Here is a 23466-nt window from a genome sequence, read left to right on the forward strand (position 1 = left end):
GCAGACCCGATTGACCCATCGGCCGCGAAGCAGGCCGGAGCTATTTGGTGCTGAGCCAGTTCGTTGTGTGGTGCGATGTGTCGGACCGTGCGCGATCCAAGCCCTTATCTGCTTGTGGGGGCACTCGCTACTGCCGGGCCATTAGGCCAATCGTCTGTGCCGCGGCCGGTGTGAAGTGCTTAGGCTGGGGATAGCTGTTTCTTTGGTTACTTTCTTTGCAGCAGCAAAGAAAGTGACCCCCGCCCCGGGGAGGGGCAGAGCTAATAGACCGACACGAAAACAGGATTTACCGAAAGCCCAAGCGAACCCAAACCCAAACCTACCCGAGACTCACCGATGAACATACGTTTCGATCCAGACCTAGCGGCTACCGCAAAGCAACCAGCGAACCGCACGTTAACAACATGGAACGCCGACGCGTTGCTAGAAGCGCTATGCGATATCTACTGCAACGAGCCTGAGCGCCGCACGGCGACGCTTGCACTACCTTATTCGAGCACCGACGCACAAAGAGCCGAAGCCTTCATAGCACAAGCGAAAAACCAAAACCTGATCGACAACGCAGAACACGTCGAAGACCAACTGCGGCTGACGACATCACGCCAGACGTTCTGGCAAATCGCCAAACCGTGGCTCAAGGCCCCCGCATCGAGCGAAACCTTGCTCAGCTACACGCAAACCGGCGATGTCACCCATCCGGTGAGACCAAACAACACCGAAGGCACGATCTACGAACGTCACTTCCCTCAGATCGACATGACCTTCAGCCTGCGCACCGCCGACCCTGAAGCGGATTCGCAAGTCTTCAGCGACTGGATGAATCTCGACCGCGTCGCGCACTTCTGGGACCAGCGCGGCACACGCGCCGAGCACGCGGCTTACCTGAAGGAACGTCGCGATGATCCGCACATGCATCCGATGATCGGCTACTTCAACGACCATCCCTTCGGTTACTTCGAGTTCTACTGGGCGAAAGAAGATCGCCTGGGCCCGTTCTACGATGCGGGCGACTTCGATCGCGGCCTGCATCTGCTCATCGGCGATGCGCAGTTCCAGAGCGCAGGCAAGCTCAAGGCATGGTGGAGCGGCGTGCTGCACTACATGTTCATCGACGATCCGCGCACGGAGCGGCTCGTCGGCGAACCGCGCGTCGATCATGTGCGGCATATCGCGTACATGCATCGCATGGGCTTTCATACGCTGAAGGAATTCGACTTCCCGCACAAGCGCGCCGCGCTCACCGTGATCGACCGCGAAAAGTTCTTCAACGATTTTCGCTTTTGAAACGTGTTCACCGAATGAGGGCCGGAGCGCAAACGCAGTAACGGCGGCGGATTTGCGGCGTTGCAACATACCCTTAAGGGAAAACCCTTAAATCTGTTACAATGTCACAAAGTTTGAGGACCTTGCCATGCGCCGCCGTTACGAAGTCATCGAAAAAGTTGCTTTTGCCCTGCTCACGCTGTCCGCTGTCATGGACGCAAGCTACATCACCTGGGAAAGCCACCCCAACTTCCGCGAAAATGTCACGGAAATCGTGAAAATGAGCGCGGATCTTTCGCTGGCCAATCCGGGCGTCGGCGAGCCGACTCCGCTGGTTCCGATGGCCTTCAATTAAGCGTTGCCGCACCCTCTGCTTCAGGTCACATACAGGTTATTCGGCGCACCGCCGCCCGGCGCGCGCTGACTGCTTTATGCTGGCGGCTTCCCGTGCCGTCGCCGCCCAGCATGTCTTCCGCTCTCCATTCGAACGCCGCCTTCGGCGACCAACTCCGCAGTTTCGCCCGCGCGATCGGGCAAATCGTGCTTCAGCGCAATGCCGCGACCGGCGCGCTCCTGTTTCTCGCGGTCCTGTGCGCGAGCCCGCGCCTCGCGTGCGGCCTGCTGATCGGCACGCTGACGGGCAATGTCATCAGCGTAATCATCGAGGATGACGACGCGCCCGCGTTTCGCGACGCTCTCTACGGCTTCAATGGCGCGCTCGCCGCGCTCGCCGCGTTCGCCTTCATCGGCGATGCGTCGCAGGCCACGGCCGTCGCCATCGTCGCGGCGATGTTCGCGACCTTTCTCGCCAGCAAGCTAACGCACGTTCTCTCGCGCTACCGGTTGCCGACCTTTTCGAGCCCGGCCATCATCGTCACCTGGTGCTGGTTGCCGCTCTTCGCCGATCGCGGCGATACGGGCGCGATCCCGCAAGTCGCCGCCGGCGTCATTCCGTTGCTTCAGGCCGCGTTCGCCGGGCTCGCGCCGATCACGTTCGCGACCGGCGCGCTCGCGGGCGCATTGATCGCAGCGGGATTGTTCGCGTCGCGGCCATCGCAGGCGGGCTGGGCGCTCGCGGGCAGCGCGCTCGGCGCGACGCTGCACGGCCTCGGCGGCGCGAGCGATGCCGTCGTGCTCTCGGGCGCGTGCGGCTTCAACGCGGCGCTTGCGGCGCTCGCGGCCGCGCCGCTCGGCAAACGCTATGCGATCATCGCGATCGTCGCGGCGGTGCTCATCGAGCGCGTGATCGATTGCATCGGCATCGCTGCATTGACCGCGCCGTTCGTGCTGGCGTCATGGGCGGTCATCGCCCTGCAGCGGCGCTTGACCGGACCATCGATACAAGGAGATTCGCATGTCGTTCACCCACACGCCTGAGCGCAGGATCGCGGAAAGCGGGCCGCGCTCGGCAGCCGAAGCGGCGACGCGCGTCGAACTCGCCGCCGCGTACCGGCTCGTCGCGCTCAACGGCTGGGACGATGTCGTCTACACGCATATTTCCGCGAGCGTGCCGGGCGAGCCGGGTCGCTTTCTGATCAATCCGTTCGGGCTTTCATTCGATGAAGTCACGGCGTCGAATCTCGTGAAAATCGATATCGACGGCAACGTGATCGGCGAGAGCTCGCATCCGGTGAACGCGACGGGCTTCGCGCTGCACGGCGCCGTGCACGCCGCGCGGGAAGACGCCGCGTGCGTGATGCATCTGCACGTGCGCGAGGCGATTGCCGTATCGGCGCAACCGCATGGCCTGCTGCCCGCGTCGCAACACGCGATGCGCTTTCACGGCCATCTCGCGTATCACGACTACGAAGGCCTCGCGTTTTCGCCGGCGGAGGGCGAACGCCTCGTCGCGAGTCTGGGCGCGCATCGCGCGATGCTGCTGCGCAATCACGGGCCGCTCACGCTCGGGCGCACCATCGCCGAGGCTTATGTGCTGATGGATATGCTCGTCAAGGCATGCGATATTCAACTGCGCGCGCTCGCGGGCGTGAGCAAGATGATCGTGCCGACGCCGGACGTGGTCACGCGCACCGCGGCGCAATTGCACGACGACGACGCCGTCGAAGGCGCGCTCGAATGGCCCGCGCTATTGCGCAAGCTCGATCGCATCGACGCGTCGTATCGCGACTGAATACCGGTTCAACTCAAACAGGAGATCAACGGCATGCCGACATTCAACATTCAGCTGTTCGAAGGCCGCACGACGGAAGAGAAGCGCAAGTTCGTCGAGGCGATCACGCGCACGACGTGCGAGACGCTCGGCTGCGAGCCGGGCTCGGTGGACATCATTCTGACGGACGTGAAGCGCGAGAACTGGGCGACCGCGGGCAAGCTCTGGTCGGAGCAGTAAGTTGTCGATGCGCACATACGGCGCGATGCCGTATGTGCGCGATTCATCGCTTTACGCCGATGCCTTCACGGCGAGACGGAACTTGTGCAGCAGCGGTTCCGTATATCCGCTCGGTTGCGTGCGTCCTTCGAACACGAGCGCGCACGCGGCCTTGAATGCGAACGAGCTGTCGAACGACGGCGCCATCGGGCGATAGTACGGATCGGCTTCGTTCTGCTTGTCGACGACGGCAGCCATGCGTTCGAGCGTCTGTCGAACCTGCTCTTCCGTGACGATGCCGTGACGCAGCCAGTTCGCAATGTGCTGGCTGGAAATGCGCAAGGTCGCGCGGTCTTCCATCAGGCCGACATCGTGAATGTCCGGCACCTTCGAGCAACCGACGCCCGAATCGACCCAGCGCACGACATAACCGAGAATGCCCTGGGCGTTGTTCTCGATTTCGTTCTTGATGTCCTCTTCCGACCACGCGGGCTTGTCGACGACGGGAATCGTCAGCAGGCCATCGAGCAGTTCGTTCTTCTGGCCGTCGTAGTCGATGCTTTCGAGTTCCTGCTGAACCTGCTGCACATCGACCATGTGATAGTGCAGCGCGTGCAGCGTGGCTGCCGTGGGCGAGGGCACCCATGCGGTGTTCGCGCCGGCCTTCGGATGCGCGATCTTCTGTTCGAGCATCGCGTGCATGAGATCGGGCATCGCCCACATGCCCTTGCCGATCTGCGCGCGCCCGCGCAAGCCGGTGTTCAGGCCGACGAGCACGTTATTGCGCTCATACGAGCTGATCCACTTCGACGACTTCATGTCGCCCTTGCGCATCATCGGGCCGGCTTCCATCGACGAATGCATCTCGTCGCCGGTGCGGTCCAGGAAGCCCGTGTTGATGAACGCGACGCGCGCGCCCGCCGCCGCGATACACGCCTTGAGGTTGACGCTCGTGCGGCGCTCCTCGTCCATGATGCCCATCTTGATGGTGTGACGCGGCAGGCCGAGCAGGTCTTCGACACGCGAGAAGAGTTCGTCGGCGAACGCCACTTCGGCGGGACCGTGCATCTTCGGCTTCACGATATAGATGGAACCCGTGCGCGAGTTCATCTTGTTCTTCAGATCGTGCAACGCGCCGAGCGTGGTCATCACGGCGTCGAGGATGCCTTCGGGAATCTCGTGGCCGTCGCGGTCGAGCACGGCGGGGTTCGTCATCAGATGGCCGACGTTGCGCACGAACAAGAGCGAACGTCCGTGCAGCTTGAGCGTCGAGCCGTTCGGCGCGGTGTATTCGCGATCCGGATTCATGCTGCGCGTGAAGGACTTGCCGTTCTTCGTCACCTGCTCGGCGAGATGGCCCTGCATCAGCCCGAGCCAGTTGCGATAGAGCTGTGTCTTGTCGGCGGCATCGACGGCCGCGACCGAATCCTCGCAGTCGATGATCGTGCTCACCGCCGCTTCGATGAGCACGTCCTTCACATGCGCGGCATCCGTCTTGCCGATGGAATTGCTGGCGTCGATCTGGATCTCGAAGTGCAGGTCGTTGTGCTTGAGCAGGATCGCGACGGGTTCTTTCGCGTCGCCCTGATAGCCCGCGAATTGTTCGGCGTTGGCGAGGCCGATCTTGGCGCCGTCCTTCAGCGTGACGACGAGCTTGCCCTGTTCGACGCTGTACTTCGTCGCGTCGGCGTGCGAGCCGTGCGCGAGGGGCGCGTTGTCGTCGAGGAACGCGCGCGCATAGGCGATCACCTTCGCGCCGCGCTTCGGATTGAACTGCGCGGTGCGCTCGGCGCCGTCGCTTTCATCGATTGCATCGGTGCCGTAGAGCGCGTCGTAGAGGCTGCCCCAGCGCGCGTTGGCGGCGTTGAGCGCATAGCGCAGGTTCGAGAGCGGCACGACGAGCTGCGGGCCTGCCTGCTCGGCGATTTCGCGATCGACATTGGCGGTGCTCGCCTGCACATGCGCGGGCGCGGGCACGATATAGCCGATTTCTTCGAGAAACTTGCGATAGGCGCGCGGATCGCGCACCGGGCCGGGGTTGCTGCGATGCCAGTTGTCGAGCTCGGTCTGAAGACGGTCGCGCTCGGCGAGCAACGCGCGGTTTTTCGGCGCGAGATCGTGGACGATGGCATCGAATCCCTTCCAGAAGGACGCGCTATCGACGCCCGTGCCGGGGATGGCTTCTTCATCGACGAACTTCGCGAGATTCGCGTCGACCTGAAGGCCGTGTTGTTTGATCATGTCGGTCATGGGCACTCCGGCTGAGTTTGCTGCTGCACAGGGGTTTGGGGATGGGCAGGTAGCTATGGTAGCGCGTCTTGGGGGAGGATCGAAGCGTGGAGGCGTTGCAAGCGGTGTGCCTGTGTGCGCGCGGGACCGGAGCCGCGCCTGATGGAATCGTCCTGTAGGACGCTAACTGGCGCTCTTCAGCTCGACGGCGAGCGACTCGAACTGTTTGCCAAGCGCGGGCAGGTCTTCACAGATCGTCACCCAGACGACGCCGAAATCGATCTTATGGTAGCCGTGCGTCAAGGCGTTTCGCATTTCGTACGCGGACTGGAACGGGACTTCGGGATGCTGGGTGACGAAGGCAGGAAAGTATCGGCGGATATTTCGACACGCTTCGCCGATGACTTCGATATTGCGGACCACGGCGTCTTGCACCAGTTCGTCAGCGCTGAAGGCTGCTTCGTTCAACCCGTCTGTATAGCGCGCGATTCGTCCGATCGCCGTTATAACGTGATCGACGTATTCGCTTAACGTAAGCGCGTCCCGGCTCATACCGGGATGGCGCCTGCGATGATTGCATCGCGAGTCCGGTCAGGCAGCGAGCGGGGAGTCAACACATCCACTTTCACGCCAAGCAATTCGCGCAACTCATGGCGAATCGCACCGATATCGAGCAGTGATGTTTTCGGGGTAGGGTCGATCAGGAGATCGAGGTCGCTTTCCTCCGTATCTTCACCGCGTGCGACCGAACCGAAAATGCGCGCGTTCTTCGCGCGATGCGCTTCGATAATGCGACGGATCTCGTCACGATGAGCTTCTAGTGCGACCGAGGGCTTCATGGCTGTCTGGAAGGTTGATCTGTTGCCCGACTCGACGGTTGTCCGGTGTCTGTTTCTTTGACGTAGCACCGCGCAGGCAGTCTAGCATAGCGATTTTGCCGTAGCGTCTCCTGGGAAAGGGCGTTGCCGCCTGACTCGAATTCGATCTTATGAAGTGGCCACGCGCCACTCAATGAAGCGAAGACGCGTCGGCGCCGCAGCAGTGTTTGTACTTGCGTCCGCTGCCGCAGGGGCACGGCTCATTCCGGCCGATTTTCTCCACTTTCAGCCGCGCCGTTTGCGGCACGCCTGCATTCGCTCTTGCCCGTCGATGCGGTTCGAAATATCGGTAGATGTGGCTCAGGCCCGCGATCATCATTGTTATCACGTCTTCCCGATTTTCGAGTCCCTTCGGGTCGGTGCGTGCCTTGGGGTCTGGATCATGCTCGTGACACAGCATCAAGATAGGCACCAACGATCCAGCGTGGTCGTCGTCATCGAACAACTCGTGCCAGCTTCCGTGCCGCATCTCCACACCGCTCATGAAGCCAACGGCCCACTCGTTGGCCAAGGCAGTGCCGTCTTCGTCCACTGACAGCACCGGAAAATAAAGCGCCTCTTCATCGTACAGCGTTCGCTCGAGTTCATCTGCGATCGTGTTCCAGTGGCGGATCATCAGACCGAGGATCTGCTCGCCTTCCTTGGTTGTCGTAAAGGGGACGCTGTTTCCCAGTACTGCGGAAAGCCATTCGTTGGGCATGATCAATTCAGGGCCGCAAATGAGCGCGGCGAAAAAGCCGTCTATCATTTCGACGGTCATCGCTTCATCGCCGAGGGAGTCGAGGAAGTCTTCCAGGCGCTCGAATTCGCGCTCGGTCAGCGCTTTGTAAGTGCGGTCTTTCATGCATTTGCCCAATGGATGCGCGATTCGAAATCCGATTCGCCACGGACCTCATTATACAAACCGGTCGCACGGAATCAGCCCGGCTTCCGCATCGTCGAACGCTACGGAAGCCGGGACGCGCCGCAAACGCGCTTACAGCAAATCCTCTATCATCACTGGCAGCTTCCTCACGCGCACGCCCGTCGCGTGATACACCGCACCGGTAATCGCCGCCGCGATCCCCGCAAGCCCGATTTCCGCGATCCCGCGCGCCCCGAGCTCATTGAAGATCGTGTCGGGATAGTCGAGGAACGTGACGTCCATCTTCGGCGTATCAGCATTGGTCGCGACCACGTAATCTGCGAGGCTGCTGTTGACCGGCGCGCCGCTTCGCTCGTCGTAGACGGTGTGTTCGAAGAGCGCCATGCCGACACCCATCACGACCGCGCCTTCGATCTGATTGCGTCCCGCACGCGGATTGAGAATCTTGCCCGCATCGATCACGGTGACGACGCGGCTCACCCGTAAGCGCGCCGTCGACGGTTCCCACGTCACTTCGGCGAAGTGCGCGCCGTACGAGTGGATCGACCACTTCTTCTTCAGAGGATCGTCGAAGCCGCCCTTCGCGCTGCCGCTACCCGACGCCGCATGCAGCTTCGCGGCTTCGAGAATGCGCCCGAACGGCACGCCGCTTTCGGGCCGCTCGTTCTTGCGATGCACATGACCGCCGCTCATCGCGAGCTCTTCCGCCTTGGCGCCCGCGAACGGCAATCCCTCCGCCTTCACCGCACGCGCGAGCAGCGTCTTGATGGCCGCGCGAACGGCGTCCGATACCGCCGGAATCACCGATGCCGTCGCCGCCGATCCGCCGGACACCGGACCGAGCGGCAGCGACGTATCGCCGAGACCGACCTCGATCTTGTCGAGCGGTATGCCCGTATGCTCCGCGACAAGCTGCGCGAGGATCGTGTACGTGCCCGTGCCGATATCCTGCGTGCCGCATGCGACACGCGCGGTGCCATCCGAACGCAGATCGACGGTCGCGTCCGCCGAAAAGCGCAGACCCGGCCAGCTGCAAGCGCCGACGCCCCAGCCGAGCGTGAGACCGTCGCGCGTCATCGAGCCGACTTCCGGCGTGCGCTTCGACCAGCCGAACTTGTCCGCGCCCGTCTTCAGGCACTCGGCGAAATGCCGCGACGAAAACGGCAGGCCGCTGCTTTCATCGACGCTCGGCTCGTTTCGCAAACGCAGCTCGACAGGATCGATCTTCAACGCGATGGCCAGTTCGTCCATCGCCGATTCGAGCGCGAAGAGGCCAGGCACCGCGCCGGGTCCGCGCATCGACGTGGGCGAGCCGACATTGCGTTTCACGGTGCCGCCCGTCACGCGCAGATTGGGCGTGCTGTACATCGACGGCGTCGCTTCGCCGCAGTCTTCCGCGTAGTCGTCGGCGATGGCTTCGTGATTCACGAAATCGTGCTGCAACGAGACGAGCTTGCCGTCCTGCGTCGCCGCGAGCCGCACGCGCTGCTGCGTGGTCGGCCGGTGCCCGACGTTCTGGAACATCATCTTGCGCGACAGCACGAGCTTGACGGGCCGCTCCAGTTGACGCGTCGCGGCCGCAGCGAGCAGCGAATGCGGCCACATCCACAGCTTGCCGCCGAAGCCCGAGCCGAGATAGCGCGAGATCACGCGCACCTTCTCTTTCGGCAGGCCGAGCATCTGCATCAGCGTGCCCTGATGATTGGCGACCGCCTGACTCGTCTCATAGAACGTATAGCTCTCGCCGTTCCAGTGCGCGACGGTCGCGTGCAGCTCGATCGGGTTATGCGTTTCGACCGGCGTCACATAGTTTTCGTCGATCTTCACGGGCGCGTCGTCGAACGCCTTGTCGGGATCGCCGCGCTCGCTGTGCACGTCGAGCTTCTTGTCCGTATCGAGCGTCGCGCTCACGTCGTGCGGCGTCTTGTCGTAGCCGACCTTGACCGCGCCGGCCGCGGCGCTCGCCGCTTCGAACGTGTCCGCGACCACGAGCGCCACGTATTGCCCGTAATAGCGAATGACGTCGTCTTCGAACGGCGGGCGATTCTCGTCGACGAAACCGGTATCGATCGAATTGCCGGAGATGCGATAGAAGCGGCCGATATTGCCGCGATGAAGAATCAGCTTCACGCCGGGCATGGCTTGCGCGGCGGCGAATTCAAGCGACGTGATCCTGCCGCTCGCAATGGTGGCGCCGACCGGCACGGCATACAGCATGCCGGGCAAGTCGACGTCGGAGGTGTAAGTCGCGCGGCCGCAGACCTTCAGCGGTCCGTCGATGCGCGACTGGGGCCGTCCAATGAAGGACTGCGTGATGTCGGGCGCGGTGGACATGTTCGGGTTCCTCGGTCGGGTTCAGGATGTTTGCGTGACCATCTTGAGCGTATGCACGATGCAACGCTTCGATAGCTCGACCTTGAAGCCGTTCTCGCTTTGCGGCTTCGCATCGGCGAGCGCGGCATCGGCGGCGCGCCTGAAGGTGGCTTCATCGGGCGCGGCGTCCTGCAGTTCCTTCTCCGCCTCGCGCGATCGCCACGGCTTCGTGCCGACACCGCCGAGGCCCACGCGCGCATGGGCGATGCGTCCATCCTTCACGCCGATCACGACGCCCGCCGACGCCAGCGCGAACTCATACGACGCGCGGTCGCGCAGCTTGAGATAAGCCGAGCGCGCGCCTTCGACCGGCGGCGGCAACGTGACGTGCGTGATCAGATCGCCGGCATCGAGCACGTTCTCGCGATCGGGCGTGGCGCCGGGCACGAGGAAGAATTCGTCGATGGGAATCGCGCGCTTGCCGGCCGTGCCTTCCACATGAACCGTCGCTTCGAGCGCCTGCAGCGCCACGCACATGTCCGAAGGATTGCTCGCGATGCACGACTCGCTCGTTCCGAGAATCGCCATCATGCGATTGAAGCCTTGAATCGCCGAGCAGCCGCTGCCCGGCTCGCGCTTGTTGCACGGCGAGGTCGTGTCGCGGAAATACACGCAGCGCGTGCGCTGCAGGATATTGCCGCCGGTGGTCGCCATGTTGCGCAACTGCACGGACGCGCCGGCGAGCACCGCTTGCGACAGCACCGCATATCGATCGCGAATCAGCGGATGATGCGCGAGATCCGAGTTGCGCGCGGTCGCGCCGATACGCACGCCGCCGTCCTTCGTTTCCTCGATCTTGTCGAGCGGCAGGCGGCTGATATCGACAACGCGCATCGGCCGCTCGACATTGAGCTTCATCAGGTCGAGCAGCGTCGTGCCGCCCGCGAGAAAGCGCACTTCCGCGCCTTGCTGCGCGGTATGCGCGAGCGCGCCCGCGTTGATCGCGTCGCGCATGTCGCGCGCGCGGGAGAGTTGGAACGTGTCCATGTCGGCTCTCCTTATTTCGATGACGGCTTGGTCGCCCGCACCGACTGGATCGCGCTGACGATGTTCTGATACGCGCCGCAGCGGCACAGATTGCCGCTCATCGCTTCGCGCACGTCGCTGTCGCTCGGGCCGATGGGTTCATCGAGCAGCGCCACCGCCGACATCAACTGGCCGGCCGTGCAGTAGCCGCACTGATAGCCGTCGCATTCGACGAACGCGGCCTGCAGCGGATGCAGCGCCTCGACTTCGCCGATGCCTTCGATCGTCGTGATGGTGTCGCCATCGCAGGCGGCGGCGAAGCACAGACACGAGTTCACGCGGCGGCCGTTCACATGAACGGTGCATGCGCCGCATTGGCCGTGATCGCAGCCTTTCTTCGTGCCGGTCAGATGAAGATGCTCGCGCAATGCATCTAATAGCGTCGTGCGCGGATCGAGCGACAGCGTGTGGCTGCTGCCGTTGACGGTGAAGGTGAACGTGGCGGTCGAGTCGTCGGCTTTGGCTCGCCGCATCTTGTTGGGTGTGTCGGCGTGCGTGGTTTTCGATTGGGGGATGTGACGTTGTGGCATCGGGCAATCTCCTGGAATTGTGCAGCAAGCTGCTGCACGAATGCGGCGATGAAGCGGCACGGCGTGAGAGAGGCGAAGATGCGGCGAAGCGTGTCGGGCGCCGATGGCGCGAAGGAAGGGCGGCGAAAAAGGGTCTGTGCGGCGGGCGCAGGACCTTCGTGCGCCGGCGATGCGGCGAAGACGACACTCAGCCAGTATAGGCACCTGACGCGAAACTTTCCCGATCGAAAGCTTGGCGGGGGCCACGAGATGCTGCGGGTGCACGAAGCATGCCCGCAGCGGCAAAATGGTTCAGTGCGTGAGCACGGCCCGCGCGACGAGCGACAGGAGGAACTCCCCGACCGTCGTAAAGACGACGAGCGCCACGAGGATCAGGATCAGGCGAAGAATCATCTGCATCGTGGCGCTCCAAAAAAAATGGCCGCATGCGCGGCCGGAAGGAGGGGTTGGGTCAGTCAGTCTTCAGCGTAAGCGCGCTTTCTTAATTCAGACTTAAGCGAGCCGGATTTCCGTGCGGGCCGCCCATTCTCCTTCCTTTGCGAGCGCAATGCAGCAGGCTTACCGCAGCGCGTCGCTGTAGCGGTCGCGCAGCGGGAGGATCGTCAGGAGCGCGACCGCGCTGCCGAAGATCACGTAGTAGCAGATCGAAAGCGGGTCGCCCGTGGTCATCGTCAGCCATTGCACGATGGCCGGCGCGAAGCCGCCGAAGATCATCACCGCGACGTTGTAGCTCACCGAAATGCCCGTCGAACGCACGCTCGAAGGCAGCAGTTCGGAGATGAACGCCGGATAGCAGCCCTGGAAGATGCCGAGATAGGTCATCAGGAGCGCCTGGCAGACGATCAGCATCGGCAGGCTCGGATGCGCGGTGAGCACGGCGAAGATCGGATACGCCGTGACGAGCGACAGCGCGAGCGCGGTCGCCATCAGCTTCTTGCGGCCGACGCGATCCGACAGCCGGCCGAAGATCGGGCAGCAGACGAGATACACGAGCGCGCCGATCGTCGAGCTGATGAGGCCGTCGGTGAGCGCCATGTGCAGGACGCGCGTGGCGTGCGTCGGCAGATACAGCAGGAAAATGTACGTGCCGATGGTGCCGAACACCGTGAGGCCGAAGCCCGCGAGCACGGGCATCCAGTGCTTCGTGGCGGTGTCGCGGATCGGCCGCGCGCTCAGTTCGTTCTTCTGCGCCTTCTCGACGAACACCGGCGATTCATCGAGCTTCGAGCGCAGGTACAGACCGACCGGCACGATGAGCAGACCGCAGACGAACGGAACGCGCCAGCCCCAGCTATTGAGATGCTCGGGGCTAAGCGTGCGCGTGAGGACGGCGCCGAAGAACGAGCCCGCGAGACTCGCCGCCGCTTGCGCGACCATCTGGAAGCTGCCGAAATAGCCGCGCTTGTTAGCGGGTGCGTATTCGACGAGAAACGCCGTCGCGCAGCCTACTTCGCCGCCGGCCGAGAAGCCCTGAATCAGGCGGCCGAGCAGCATCAGCAAGGGCGCGGCGATGCCGATCGCGGCATACGTCGGCGCGAACGCGATGATCGCGATGCCCACCGCCATCAGCGAGATGGTGAGCGTGAGCGCCGACTTGCGCCCGACGCGATCCGCGACCGCGCCCAGCACGATGCCGCCGAGCGGCCGCGTCAGAAAGCCGACGCCGAACGTCGCCCAGGTCGCGAGCAACGAGATGGTGGGGTTCGTCGCGGGAAAGTACAGCTTGGCGATGATCACGGCGAAGAAGCCGTAGACCATGAAGTCGAACCATTCGAGCGCATTGCCGATGGTCGATACGACGATCGCTCGCCGGCCGGACATGTTGATCGCGGCGTTCTCTTCGGCCGCGTGGGCTGCGGGTAGTACGGTGCTCATCGAATGCACTCCGTGGGCGTGGGGCGATTGATCAGGGGCGACGACATCCGCTTTTATGTCGGCTCGCACCATGCACGCGAGCCGCTGCAACACGCAAACATTACGCCGAGTTGAAATAAGAAAATATAGAATTTCTGAACTGACACTCAAGGAAACCTGATCGAACGATCCGGGTTGTCCCCAACGCACGATGAGCAACATTCGTTTTTTGCGCACCTTCATCGCCGTCGCGCGATACGGCTCCTTCGCCGCCGCCGCCGAAAAAGTCGCGCTCACGCAAGCCGCGGTGAGCATGCAGATGCAATCGCTCGAAGACGACCTGAAGCGGCCGCTCTTCGATCGCGTGGGGCGCACCAACCGGCTGACGAGCATCGGCAAGCAGGTTTTGCCGCAGGCGGAGCGCATCGTTGCGCTGTACGACAGCATGCGTCTCACCGGCCTCGACGATGAAATCGCCGGATCGGTCGCCATCGGCGCGGTCGATTCGGCGATGGGCGCGCTCGCGTCTGTCGTCACCGAATTGAAAGGCCAGTATTCGCGGCTCGATGTGCGGCTTTTCACCGGCAAGGCGCTCGCGCTCGCGCCGCAAGTCGAAGCGGGCGAGATCGACGCCGCGGTGATTGTCGAGATGGCAGGCAAGACGCCGGCGAGTCTCAACTGGACGCCGCTCTATTCGGAGCCGCTCGTCGCGGTTGGTTCGCGCGCCATCGCCCCGGCCAGCGTGGCCGACATGCTCGCGAGCCGGCCATTCCTGCGTTTCGATCGTGCGCAGCGCACCGGCGCGCTGATCGATCGCGCGCTGAAGCACAACCGTCTCGCGGTAAACGAGTTTCTCGAACTGAATTCGCTCGAAGTGATCGTCGAACTCGTGCGGCAGGATGCGGGCGTTTCCGTCGTGCCGCTGCTCGAATACGGATCGTGGGCGAGCGATCCGGCGTTGCGCGTGATGCCGCTCGCGAAGAACACGCCGCGCCGTGTCGTCGGCATGCTGGAGCGCAGGATTCACGACCGTCATGCGGTCATGAGCGTCGTGCAGGAACGCATCCGCATGCGTTCGCGGGGCGCGATACCGTCGAAGGAAAGCTAAAGCTTTCCTTAAGTCACGGACAAGAAATATCAGCTTTCGCTGTTATTTCCGGCCATCGACAATGCTTCGGTCACTCAATCACACACGAGGAAAAGCATGTCGATCATTCCCGAGATCGCCCGGTCGCGCGACGAGATTCAGGCCATTCGCCGCGATATTCACGCGCATCCCGAACTCTGCTACGAAGAAGCGCGCACGGCCGAACTGGTCGCGCAAAAGCTCGAGAGCTGGGATATCGAAGTGACGCGCGGGCTCGGCAAGACGGGCGTCGTCGGCGTGTTGAAGAAAGGCACGAGCAAGCGTGCGATCGGCCTGCGCGCCGACATGGATGCGCTGCCGATTCCCGAGCTGAACACCTTCGCGCATGCGTCGCGCCACGAGAACAAGATGCATGCGTGCGGCCACGACGGCCACACCGCGATGCTCCTCGGCGCCGCGCAATATCTCGCGAAGCATCGCGACTTCGACGGCACGGTCGTCTTCATTTTTCAGCCTGCGGAGGAAGGCGGCGGCGGCGCGAAAGCGATGATCGAAGACGGCCTTTTCGAGCGCTTTCCCGTCGATGCCGTGTTCGCGCTGCACAACTGGCCGGGCATGGCGGCGGGCGAATTCGGCGCGCGCGTCGGTGCGACGCAGGCATCGAGCAATGAGTTCGAGATCCGCATCGAAGGCGTGGGCGCACATGCCGCGATTCCGCACGATGGCGTCGATCCCGTGTTCACCGCGCTTCAGATCGGCACGGGTTTGCAGAGCATCGTGACGCGCAACAAGCGGCCCATCGACGCCGCCGTGCTCTCGATCACGCGCATGCAGGCGGGCCACGCGATCAACGCAATCCCGACGACCGCGACGCTTGCCGGCACCGTGCGCACCTTTTCCGTCGACGTGCTCGATCTGATCGAGACGCGCATGAGGGAGATCGTCGCGGCGACGGCGTCGGCGTATCGATGCAAGGCCGAAGTCAGTTTCGTGCGCAATTATCCGCCGACGGTAAACACGGAAGCCGAGACGCAGTTCGCGCTCGGCGTGATGCAAAAGGTCGTCGGTGAGGAGAAGGTGAACACGAACATCGATCCGACGATGGGCGCGGAGGACTTCTCGTACATGCTGCTGGAGCGGCCTGGCTGCTACGCGTATATCGGCAACGGACTGGGTGCGCATCGCGATCACGGTCATGGGATCGGGCCGTGCATGCTGCACAACAGCAGCTACGATTTCAACGATGACGTCCTCACGCTCGGCTCGACGTACTGGGTGCGTCTGGTCGAAGCATTTCTCTCGCGCGCCTGAGGAGGCGGACATGTTTTCATCGACATATCGCGAGGCGCGCCAGCGATTTCTCGATACGGCCGCTCATCGAAAACTCGCAGTCGATACGCGCGTGCTCGAAGGTGTCGACGGTCTCGAAGGCGAGACGCTCGCAACCGATGTCGTGCGTATCGGCCCGGCCGATGCGAAGCGTTTGCTCGTGCTCACGTCCGCGACGCATGGCGTCGAAGGCTTTTGCGGCTCGGGCGCGCAGATCGCGTTGATGCGCGACGAAGCTTTGCCCGCGCTGATGGAGAAGCTCGGCGTCGCAATGCTGCTCGTGCATGCGATCAATCCGTATGGCTTTTCGTATCTGAGCCGCACGACGGAGGGCAATGTCGATCTGAATCGCAACAGCGTGGATTTCAGCGGGCCATTGCCGCAGAACCCCGGCTACGCGGAACTGCATGACTTGCTGGTTCCCGCGACCTGGCCGCCCGACGAAGCGAACGTCGCGGCAATTCGTGCCTATATCGACACGCGCGGTCAATGGACGTATCAGCAGGCGGTGACGACGGGCCAGTACACGCACGCGCAGGGCATGTTCTACGGCGGCGAAGAGACGGCGTGGAGCACGCGCACGATGCGCAATCTGCTCGCGGAATACGGCGAGACGTGCACGGCGATCGGCTGGATCGATTTTCATACGGGACTCGGCCCGAGCGGCTTCGGCGCGAAGATCTGCGTCGGCGATGTGGCGCGCGCGCGGCGCTGGTGGGGCGCGGACGTGACGAGCCCGGCGGATGGCACGTCGATCGCGGCGGATGTCGCCGGGCCCTTGCTCGATACCTTGCGGCAGACGTGCGCCCATGCCGCGATTGCATCGATCGCGATCGAGTACGGCACCGTGCCGCTCACCGACATGCTCGACATGTTGCGCGCGGATGTCTGGGTGCGCCATCACGCGGATGCGCCCGATGCGCTGAAGGCCGACATTCGCCGCCAGATTCGCGCGGCGTTCTATATCGACGACGATATCTGGCGCGGGATGATCATCGGTCAGGCGCGGGCGGCGGTGTTGCAGGCGCTCTACGGCCTTTCGCGCGAAGAGGGCGCTTAACGCAGTTCGAGCCACATCGGCTGATGATCCGATGACCGGCTCGACTGGTCCGCTTCGCAGCCCGCAATGCGTGGCTTCAGCTCTTCGGTGACGAAGATGAAGTCGCACGCAAACGGGCCATCGGGCCATTGATCGTGATCGTACAGACCGACGGTCGCCGCGCGCGGCTCGTTCGGATGCGCGCAGGTCCATGCATCGATGAACGAGGGCGCATCGGCAAGCGGCTCCAGCATCGCGCGATAGGCCGAGCTGTCGAAGGCACTGTTGAAGTCGCCGCAGACGATCGCGGAGATCGGCCGCGCGGTGTCGGCGAACGGGCTTGCCTGGCTTTCGGCCTTCGCGGGCTGACGTGCGTGCGCGCATGCTTCGGCGTGAAGTTCGCGCAAGCGCGCGACTTGCGCGAGCCGCTGCTTCTCCGAATAAAACTCCAGATGCGTGCTGATGATGCGCAGCGGGCCGACGTCGGTATCGATGACGGCTTCGAGCGCGACGCGCAGCATCGACGGCTTGGCGGGATCGGCGGCCCACGGCAATGAATGACGCAGAACCTGACGCACCGGCAGTCGGCTGACGATCGCGTTGCCGAACTGACGGCGTGCGATGCCGGCGCCCACGGGCGGCAGATCCGAGCCGATTGCATCGATGACGGTCGCGCCGGGAATCAGCGCTTCGAGTTCCGCGAATTGGTCCGCGCTCGGGTGGCCCGCAAGTCCACCCGCCTGTTCGCTTTCGTGAAAGCCGCGCGTCACTTCCTGCAGGCACAGGATATCGAAGTCGTGCAGCGCCTTCGCTTCGGCGACGATGCGCGCGAGATCGACGCGGCCATCCACGCCGCGTCCCCATTGGATGTTCCAGTCGACGAGTCGCATGTTCAGCCTCGGCGAAAAAGCGTTGGAAGGTGCTCGTACTTTCCCGGCAGCAAGACGTGTGCTTGGCACGGTGCGTTCGCGCTTCCATGCGAAATTCTGAAACTAAGTATTTCTTACCGTTTTCAGCCACTGCCGGCGATACAATCTACGCCCTGGAAACCTATGTCGTCTGTATCATGAAATCACGCATCTCCGCCGCGCTTGCCACGCTCCTTTTTTTCTCCGCCGGCATTGCCTGCCGTGCACAGCAATCTCAGTTGCCGCAGAACCCGACTCAGTCCGCTGCTCCTCGATCGCTTACGAAGGAGCAACAAACGGCGCTCGACCAGCAGGACCGTGACATCGCGCAAGTCGCGTCGGCTGTCGTCACGCTGATCGATCAGAACAAGGCGGGGGAAGTGTGGGACCAGGCCTCGCCCATCGCGAAGCAGATTATTTCCCGCGATGACTTCATGAAGAAGGTCGCGCGCGACCGTTCGCCGCTCGGCGCACCGGGTCTGCGCATGCCCATGGGCGAGAAGCACTATCGCTACGACGGCACCGGCAATCTGCCCGCGGGCGCATATATCAACGTTCTCTACGACACCCAGTTCAGTCGGCCCGATCAGTCGTCGCGCGAGATGGTGACGTTCTTTCTCGATTCGGACAAGGTCTGGCGTTTCGCCGGCTATTCGGTGCGCTGAACCGGCTTCACATGTTCGTGTAGGACGCGCACCATCCTCGTCCGGCCACGAGTTTGCCGCTGAATAGCGAGCAGCCACCCCAGGCGTCGCTCGACTTGCCCTCATACAGCGAGCAGTTCGCGCACGTCTGTCCTGCCGCGAAGTTGGAATATTTCGCCTTGTCCACCTGCGCGGCATCCTCCTTATAGCCGACGGCGACCGCCGCCGGATCGGATTCGCTCAAGTGCGGCGCATCGGCGCGGGCTCGCGTGAGCCACAGCGCCGTGCCCATGCCGATGCTGACAACCATGAAGCTGCGACGGGACGTGTTCATTGTCGTGGACCGTTTTTCTGTCTGCGGGGAATGTTTTCATGCGCTCTCGGGGCGCTAGTCGAACGATACCTCGACGCACGCCGGCCTGCCCGGATCGCGGTGGTTGCATGCCATACGTTTGCGGAATCGCACGCGCGATCGGTTTCTCCGAAGCCCGTTTTCGCATTCTCTTTCAACGTGATGCCAACGTCGTTCATTCCATCGCACTAAACCTTTGCGCGTGCGTGCCGTAAATCAGGCCAGAACGTAGTTGAAATTGCGTGAATCAACCCCGCGCGGCGCCCCGGCCGCGGCTCAATTCGAAGGAGAACCACCGTGAGTGACTTGGACTGGATGATGGCAGGCGTGTACATGGCGGCGCTCGTGAGCGGCACGCTCTTCATGAGCGTGCTCGCGCGCCGCAGCTTGAGCAGGGTGGAGGATCGCGGTCACTGAGAGCATCCAGAACAGTCGGGTTACATTCCCCTGTGCTCGTCGACAATACCAACTTTTGGTATTATCGACGCTCAAGCAACGGGGGAATGTCATGCCCAAGAACACGTCAGTCTCGCTCGGCGATCATTTCACGGACTTCGTCGAGAATCGGGTACGCGCTGGCCGCTACAGCACCGCGAGCGATGTGGTCCGCGCCGGCTTGCGCCTGCTCGAAGAACAGGAAGTAAAACTCAGTGCATTGCGCGCTGCGCTTGAAGCGGGGGAGCAGTCGGGCCCATCGAAGCCGCTCGATTTCGATGCGTTCATCGCACGTAAGCGCAAGTCCACCCGATGAAGCAGTGCGTATTCACGCCTGCGGCCATTCAGGATATCGATGGCATCTGGGACTACACATTTGACAAGTGGGGCCCCGCGCAGGCCGAGCGCTATCTGCGCATTATCCAGGACACGGTCGTCGGACTCGGCGCGGGCACGCAGCGCAGCCTGTCTGCACAAGACATTCGTGACGGTTATCGGAAGGCGCTCGTCGGCATGCACGTGCTCTTCTTCAAAGATGCCGCGGACACGATCCAGATCGTACGGATTCTCCATCAGCAGATGGATCTTTCAGCTCACCTCGGCGAAGCCGAATAACTTCCCGTCGCCAAATGAAACGCGCGCCGTGAGCCGATGAATCACATCGGCCGTCCGGCGCGCGCAAACATCACCTGCCGAATCAGTGGAACAGCTTGACTGCCTGCGTGAGCGTGTTCGTGACGCCCCATGCAAGCGGAATCAGCACATACGCCCAGAACAGCACCAGCAGCCCCTTATTCGACGGATGCGCTTCCTGAGTATCGATGCGGGTATTCATCGCGAATCTCCTCTTTGATTTTTAGCTTGCCATCTGCGCCGACGTGTCCATGTGATGCTTCTCATGCACGCGCGTGACGAGCAGATTGCAGACGAAGCCGACGACGAGCAGCGCGGCCATGATGTGCAGCGTCATCGTGTACGCTTCTGCGCCGACGACGCCGTGCGCCACCTGATACGCGCGCACGTAATTGACGAGCACCGGACCCGCGACGCCCGCCGCCGCCCACGCGGTCAGCAGCCGGCCGTGAATGCCGCCGACGAACGCCGTGCCGAACATGTCCGCCAGATAGGCCGGAATGGTCGCGAAGCCGCCGCCGTACATCGACAGGATAATCCCGTACGCCAGCACGAACAGCGCGATATTGCCCGAGCCCGCGAAGTGCGGCACGAGGAAGTACAGCACCGCGCCCAGCGCGAAGAAGGCGAAGTAAGTGTTCTTGCGCCCGATCCAGTCCGATGCCGACGCCCACACGAAGCGCCCGCCCATGTTGAAGAGCGACAGCAATCCGACGAAGCCCGCCGCCGCGCCCGCCGTGATCGAGGCCTTGAAACTCTCCTGAATCATCACCGAAGCCTGGCCGAGCACACCGATGCCCGCCGTCACGTTCAGGAACAGCACGAGCCACAGCAGATAGAACTGCGGCGTCTTCAGCGCCTGATCGATGTGCACGTGGTTTCTCGTGATCATCTTGCTGGCGGTTACGGGCGGCGTCCAGCCAGCCGGCTTCCAGTCCGCCGGCGGGATGCGGATCGCGAGGGCGCCGATCGTCATCGAGATGAAGTAGAGCACGCCGAGCACGACGAACGTTTCCGCGACGCCGGCGCTGGTTGCGCTCTTGAAGTGGTTCATCAGCGCGACGGAGCCGGGCGCCGCGATCATCGCGCCGCCGCCGAAGCCCATGATCGCCATGCCCGTCGCCATGCCGCGGCGGTCCGGGAACCAGCGGATGAGCGTCGATACCGGCGACACATAGCCGAGCCCGAGCCCGATGCCGCCGATCACGCCATAACCGAGATACAGCAGCCAGATCTGATGCAGATAGACGCCGAGCGCCGAAACGAGAAAGCCGCCGCCGAAGCAGCAGGCCGCGGTGAACATCGTGCGGCGCGGGCCGACCTTCTCCAGCCACTTGCCGGCGAACGCGGCGGACAAGCCGAGAAACACGATCGCGAGCGAGAAGATCCAGCCGAGCGTCGTCAGCGACCAGTCATCCGGCGCGGACTTCGTGATGCCGATGATCTTCGTGAGCGGCGCATTGAACACCGAGAACGCATACGCCTGCCCGATGCACAAGTGAACAGCCAGCGCGGCGGGCGGCACCATCCAGCGTGAGAACCCGGGCCGGGCGATGGTCGCCTCCTTGGAGAAGAAGCTTGTCGGGCCGTGCACGGCCCCCTGATTGATTGTGCTGTTCATTGTGGTCTCCGTGGCGCGTCATGCATGCACGTGCGCGCTCATCGTTTGCTTGAGGTGCCGGCGTCCGGGGTGGCCGGACACGAGCAGCCCGCCGTGGTCGTGCGAACGTCGATGCGGTCTGCATCGCGCGCTCGCAAGGCCATTTCGCGCCATCCAAACATGCGATCAAATGCCATATAGGTGCGGCGCTTTGCCACGGCTGGCATGACCATAGACAACTGCGTAAGGCTTTGCAATATGAACACCCGTGCCATAAGCGTTTGCCCGAGGCGAACCGGGCGCGTCCGGTTTGCCGGGATGCTGTGTCGCATCGCTACAGCGACGGGGCAGGTGTTCTGAATGTGAACAGTTCACATCGGCCTCGTAGAAACCCTGACGATTCGTCCCGAAACCGCGTGCCGATGCGGCTTGCGCGCCGGTCGCATCGTCGCGCGCGCCATGGCATGGAACTCGCAATCAAGAGCGACCGGCGCCGGACATCGGCAGTACCGGCCCGTTCACGTCGACATGCGAGGAGCACATAGAAATGAATCACGCAGAGATGCAGTTCCTGAGCACCGAATACCCCTACAAGAAGCAGTACGGCAACTACATCGGCGGCAAGTGGGTGCCGCCGGCGGGCGGTGAGTATTTCGACAACATCTCGCCGATCACGGGCGAGCCCTTCACGTCGATTCCGCGTTCGCGCGAAGCCGATATCGAAGCCGCACTCGACGCGGCGCACGCGGCGAAGGTGTCGTGGGGCAGGACTTCCGTCACCGATCGCGCGAACGTGCTGCTCAAGCTCGCCGATCGCATGGAGCAGAACCTGCCGCGTCTTGCGCTGGCCGAGTCCATCGACAACGGCAAGCCGCTACGCGAGACGATGGCCGCCGACATTCCGCTCGCGATCGATCACTTCCGCTATTTCGCGAGCGCCGCGCGTTCGCAGGAAGGCGGCATCTCCGAGATCGATCACGACACGGTCGCGTATCACTTCCATGAGCCGCTCGGCGTCGTCGGGCAGATCATTCCGTGGAACTTCCCGATCCTGATGGCCGTGTGGAAGCTCGCGCCCGCGCTCGCCGCAGGCAACTGCGTCGTGCTGAAGCCGGCCGAGCAGACGCCGGCGTCGATTCTCGTGCTGCTCGAAGTGATCGGAGATCTGCTGCCGCCGGGCGTGCTCAACGTCGTGAACGGCTTCGGTCTGGAAGCGGGCAAGCCGCTCGCGTCGAACAAGCGCATCGCGAAGATCGCGTTCACCGGCGAGACCACGACGGGCCGCCTCATCATGCAGTACGCGAGCCAGAACCTGATTCCCGTGACGCTGGAATTGGGCGGCAAGAGCCCGAACATCTTCTTCGAGGATGTGCTCAACGCCGACGACAGCTTCTTCGACAAGGCGCTCGAAGGTTTCACGATGTTCGCGCTGAATCAGGGCGAAGTGTGCACGTGCCCATCGCGCGCGCTGGTGCAGGAATCGATCTACGAGCGCTTCATGGAACGCGCGTTGAAGCGCGTCGCGGCGATCGCGCAGGGCCATCCGCTCGACACGAAGACGATGATCGGCGCGCAGGCGTCGCAGGAGCAACTGGAGAAGATCCTGTCGTACATCGATCTCGGCAAGCAGGAGGGCGCGGAGTGCCTCTCCGGCGGCGAGCGCGCCACGTTCGACGGCGAACTGAAGAACGGCTACTACATCAAGCCGACGGTCTTCAAAGGCCACAACAAGATGCGCATCTTCCAGGAGGAAATCTTCGGGCCGGTGCTGTCGGTGACGACCTTCAAGACCGAGGAAGAGGCGCTCGAAATCGCGAACGATACGCTCTATGGTCTTGGCGCGGGCGTGTGGACACGCGATGGCACGCGGGCTTATCGCTTCGGCCGCGCGATTCAGGCGGGACGCGTGTGGACCAACTGCTATCACGCGTATCCGGCGCACGCGGCGTTCGGCGGCTACAAGCAGTCGGGCATCGGACGTGAGAATCACAAGATGATGCTCGATCACTATCAGCAGACGAAGAACATGCTCGTCAGCTATAGCGACAAGCCGCTCGGCTTCTTCTAAAGCCTGCGGGGCCGGCCCCCGGTT

At 63.0% G+C, this 23466-nt stretch carries 24 protein-coding genes; 12 read left to right on the forward strand and 12 right to left on the reverse strand.

The genetic code is table 11. The annotated features are described in order from the left end of the window. Positions 1–336: 336 nt before the first annotated feature. From PQR08_RS08985 to PQR08_RS09005, 5 genes are all read left to right on the forward strand, one after another. Complete coding sequence (locus tag PQR08_RS08985) at positions 337–1284, forward strand: GNAT family N-acetyltransferase (RefSeq protein WP_250486039.1); 948 nt, start codon at positions 337–339, stop codon at positions 1282–1284. A gap of 127 nt (positions 1285–1411) precedes the next feature. Beyond that, complete coding sequence (locus PQR08_RS08990) at positions 1412–1618, forward strand: hypothetical protein (protein ID WP_187604410.1); 207 nt, start codon at positions 1412–1414, stop codon at positions 1616–1618. Positions 1619–1728: 110 nt separating this feature from the next. Beyond that, positions 1729–2640: an urea transporter gene (locus PQR08_RS08995; protein ID WP_250486040.1), complete on the forward strand. Its 912-nt coding sequence runs from the start codon at positions 1729–1731 to the stop codon at positions 2638–2640. Beyond that, positions 2618–3394, forward strand: coding sequence for a class II aldolase/adducin family protein (locus tag PQR08_RS09000; RefSeq protein WP_250486041.1), 777 nt, complete (start codon positions 2618–2620; stop codon positions 3392–3394). Before PQR08_RS08995 ends, PQR08_RS09000 begins: the two co-directional genes overlap by 23 nt. 33 nt (positions 3395–3427) lie before the next feature. After that, positions 3428–3613 carry a 4-oxalocrotonate tautomerase gene (locus tag PQR08_RS09005; protein ID WP_187604407.1) on the forward strand — a complete coding sequence of 62 codons (186 nt, stop codon included), beginning with the start codon at positions 3428–3430 and terminating at the stop codon, positions 3611–3613. 51 nt (positions 3614–3664) lie between these two features. Here PQR08_RS09005 and PQR08_RS09010 read toward each other — a convergent pair whose 3' ends face one another. The 8 genes from PQR08_RS09010 to PQR08_RS09045 form a co-directional block, all read right to left on the reverse strand. Further along, positions 3665–5842 (reverse strand): malate synthase G, encoded by a 2178-nt coding sequence (locus PQR08_RS09010; protein ID WP_250486042.1) that lies wholly within the window; start codon positions 5840–5842, stop codon positions 3665–3667. Between the two features lie 162 nt (positions 5843–6004). Continuing rightward, a complete protein-coding gene (locus tag PQR08_RS09015; RefSeq protein ID WP_250486043.1) occupies positions 6005–6373 on the reverse strand; it encodes a HepT-like ribonuclease domain-containing protein in 369 nt (122 codons plus the stop codon). Continuing rightward, positions 6370–6660: a nucleotidyltransferase family protein gene (locus tag PQR08_RS09020; RefSeq protein ID WP_250486044.1), complete on the reverse strand. Its 291-nt coding sequence runs from the start codon at positions 6658–6660 to the stop codon at positions 6370–6372. The genes PQR08_RS09015 and PQR08_RS09020 overlap by 4 nt, the downstream gene beginning before the upstream one ends. Positions 6661–6829: 169 nt before the next feature. Further along, positions 6830–7543: a YecA/YgfB family protein gene (locus PQR08_RS09025; protein WP_250486045.1), complete on the reverse strand. Its 714-nt coding sequence runs from the start codon at positions 7541–7543 to the stop codon at positions 6830–6832. Between the two features lie 132 nt (positions 7544–7675). After that, positions 7676–9898, reverse strand: coding sequence for a xanthine dehydrogenase family protein molybdopterin-binding subunit (locus tag PQR08_RS09030; protein ID WP_250486047.1), 2223 nt, complete (start codon positions 9896–9898; stop codon positions 7676–7678). A gap of 21 nt (positions 9899–9919) precedes the next feature. Then, positions 9920–10924 carry an FAD binding domain-containing protein gene (locus PQR08_RS09035; RefSeq protein WP_187604402.1) on the reverse strand — a complete coding sequence of 335 codons (1005 nt, stop codon included), beginning with the start codon at positions 10922–10924 and terminating at the stop codon, positions 9920–9922. An 11-nt stretch (positions 10925–10935) separates the two neighbouring features. Continuing rightward, on the reverse strand, positions 10936–11436 hold the full coding sequence (locus tag PQR08_RS09040; protein ID WP_250486062.1) for a (2Fe-2S)-binding protein: 501 nt from the start codon (positions 11434–11436) through the stop codon (positions 10936–10938). A 615-nt stretch (positions 11437–12051) separates the two neighbouring features. Next, positions 12052–13368: an MFS transporter gene (locus PQR08_RS09045; RefSeq protein WP_187604400.1), complete on the reverse strand. Its 1317-nt coding sequence runs from the start codon at positions 13366–13368 to the stop codon at positions 12052–12054. A gap of 190 nt (positions 13369–13558) precedes the next feature. On the opposite strand from PQR08_RS09045, the gene PQR08_RS09050 reads away from it, so the two are divergent. The 3 genes from PQR08_RS09050 to PQR08_RS09060 all read left to right on the forward strand — a co-directional run bounded on the left by PQR08_RS09050 (position 13559) and on the right by PQR08_RS09060 (position 16823). Then, positions 13559–14455: a LysR substrate-binding domain-containing protein gene (locus PQR08_RS09050; protein WP_187604399.1), complete on the forward strand. Its 897-nt coding sequence runs from the start codon at positions 13559–13561 to the stop codon at positions 14453–14455. A 96-nt stretch (positions 14456–14551) separates the two neighbouring features. Beyond that, complete coding sequence (locus tag PQR08_RS09055; RefSeq protein ID WP_250486049.1) at positions 14552–15745, forward strand: M20 aminoacylase family protein; 1194 nt, start codon at positions 14552–14554, stop codon at positions 15743–15745. Between the two features lie 10 nt (positions 15746–15755). Continuing rightward, positions 15756–16823 carry a M14 family metallopeptidase gene (locus PQR08_RS09060; protein WP_250486050.1) on the forward strand — a complete coding sequence of 356 codons (1068 nt, stop codon included), beginning with the start codon at positions 15756–15758 and terminating at the stop codon, positions 16821–16823. On the opposite strand, the gene PQR08_RS09065 is transcribed toward PQR08_RS09060, so the two are convergent. After that, a complete protein-coding gene (locus PQR08_RS09065; RefSeq protein ID WP_250486051.1) occupies positions 16820–17692 on the reverse strand; it encodes an endonuclease/exonuclease/phosphatase family protein in 873 nt (290 codons plus the stop codon). The genes PQR08_RS09060 and PQR08_RS09065 overlap by 4 nt on opposite strands. A gap of 29 nt (positions 17693–17721) precedes the next feature. Between PQR08_RS09065 and PQR08_RS09070 the strand changes: the two genes are divergently transcribed. Further along, positions 17722–18375: a DUF4019 domain-containing protein gene (locus PQR08_RS09070; RefSeq protein ID WP_250486052.1), complete on the forward strand. Its 654-nt coding sequence runs from the start codon at positions 17722–17724 to the stop codon at positions 18373–18375. Between the two features lie 7 nt (positions 18376–18382). Here the strand turns inward: PQR08_RS09070 and PQR08_RS09075 are convergent, their stop codons facing one another. Beyond that, positions 18383–18688, reverse strand: coding sequence for a high-potential iron-sulfur protein (locus tag PQR08_RS09075; RefSeq protein WP_238215135.1), 306 nt, complete (start codon positions 18686–18688; stop codon positions 18383–18385). Between the two features lie 526 nt (positions 18689–19214). Between PQR08_RS09075 and PQR08_RS09080 the strand changes: the two genes are divergently transcribed. Both PQR08_RS09080 and PQR08_RS09085 read left to right on the forward strand, forming a co-directional pair. Further along, positions 19215–19457, forward strand: coding sequence for a type II toxin-antitoxin system ParD family antitoxin (locus tag PQR08_RS09080; protein ID WP_250486054.1), 243 nt, complete (start codon positions 19215–19217; stop codon positions 19455–19457). Further along, entirely contained in the window at positions 19454–19756 is a 303-nt protein-coding gene (locus PQR08_RS09085; RefSeq protein WP_250486055.1) for a type II toxin-antitoxin system RelE/ParE family toxin, read from the forward strand. Before PQR08_RS09080 ends, PQR08_RS09085 begins: the two co-directional genes overlap by 4 nt. A gap of 82 nt (positions 19757–19838) precedes the next feature. Here the strand turns inward: PQR08_RS09085 and PQR08_RS09090 are convergent, their stop codons facing one another. Together PQR08_RS09090 and PQR08_RS09095 are read right to left on the reverse strand one after the other, a co-directional pair. Continuing rightward, positions 19839–19976 (reverse strand): MFS transporter small subunit, encoded by a 138-nt coding sequence (locus PQR08_RS09090; RefSeq protein WP_035508698.1) that lies wholly within the window; start codon positions 19974–19976, stop codon positions 19839–19841. A 21-nt stretch (positions 19977–19997) separates the two neighbouring features. Beyond that, positions 19998–21395: an L-lactate MFS transporter gene (locus tag PQR08_RS09095; protein WP_250486057.1), complete on the reverse strand. Its 1398-nt coding sequence runs from the start codon at positions 21393–21395 to the stop codon at positions 19998–20000. A 526-nt stretch (positions 21396–21921) separates the two neighbouring features. Between PQR08_RS09095 and adh the strand changes: the two genes are divergently transcribed. Next, entirely contained in the window at positions 21922–23442 is a 1521-nt protein-coding gene (adh, locus tag PQR08_RS09100) for an aldehyde dehydrogenase (RefSeq protein WP_035508704.1), read from the forward strand. Positions 23443–23466 lie beyond the last annotated feature (24 nt).

The organism is Caballeronia jiangsuensis, assembly GCF_046030135.1.
Taxonomy (GTDB): domain Bacteria; phylum Pseudomonadota; class Gammaproteobacteria; order Burkholderiales; family Burkholderiaceae; genus Caballeronia; species Caballeronia jiangsuensis.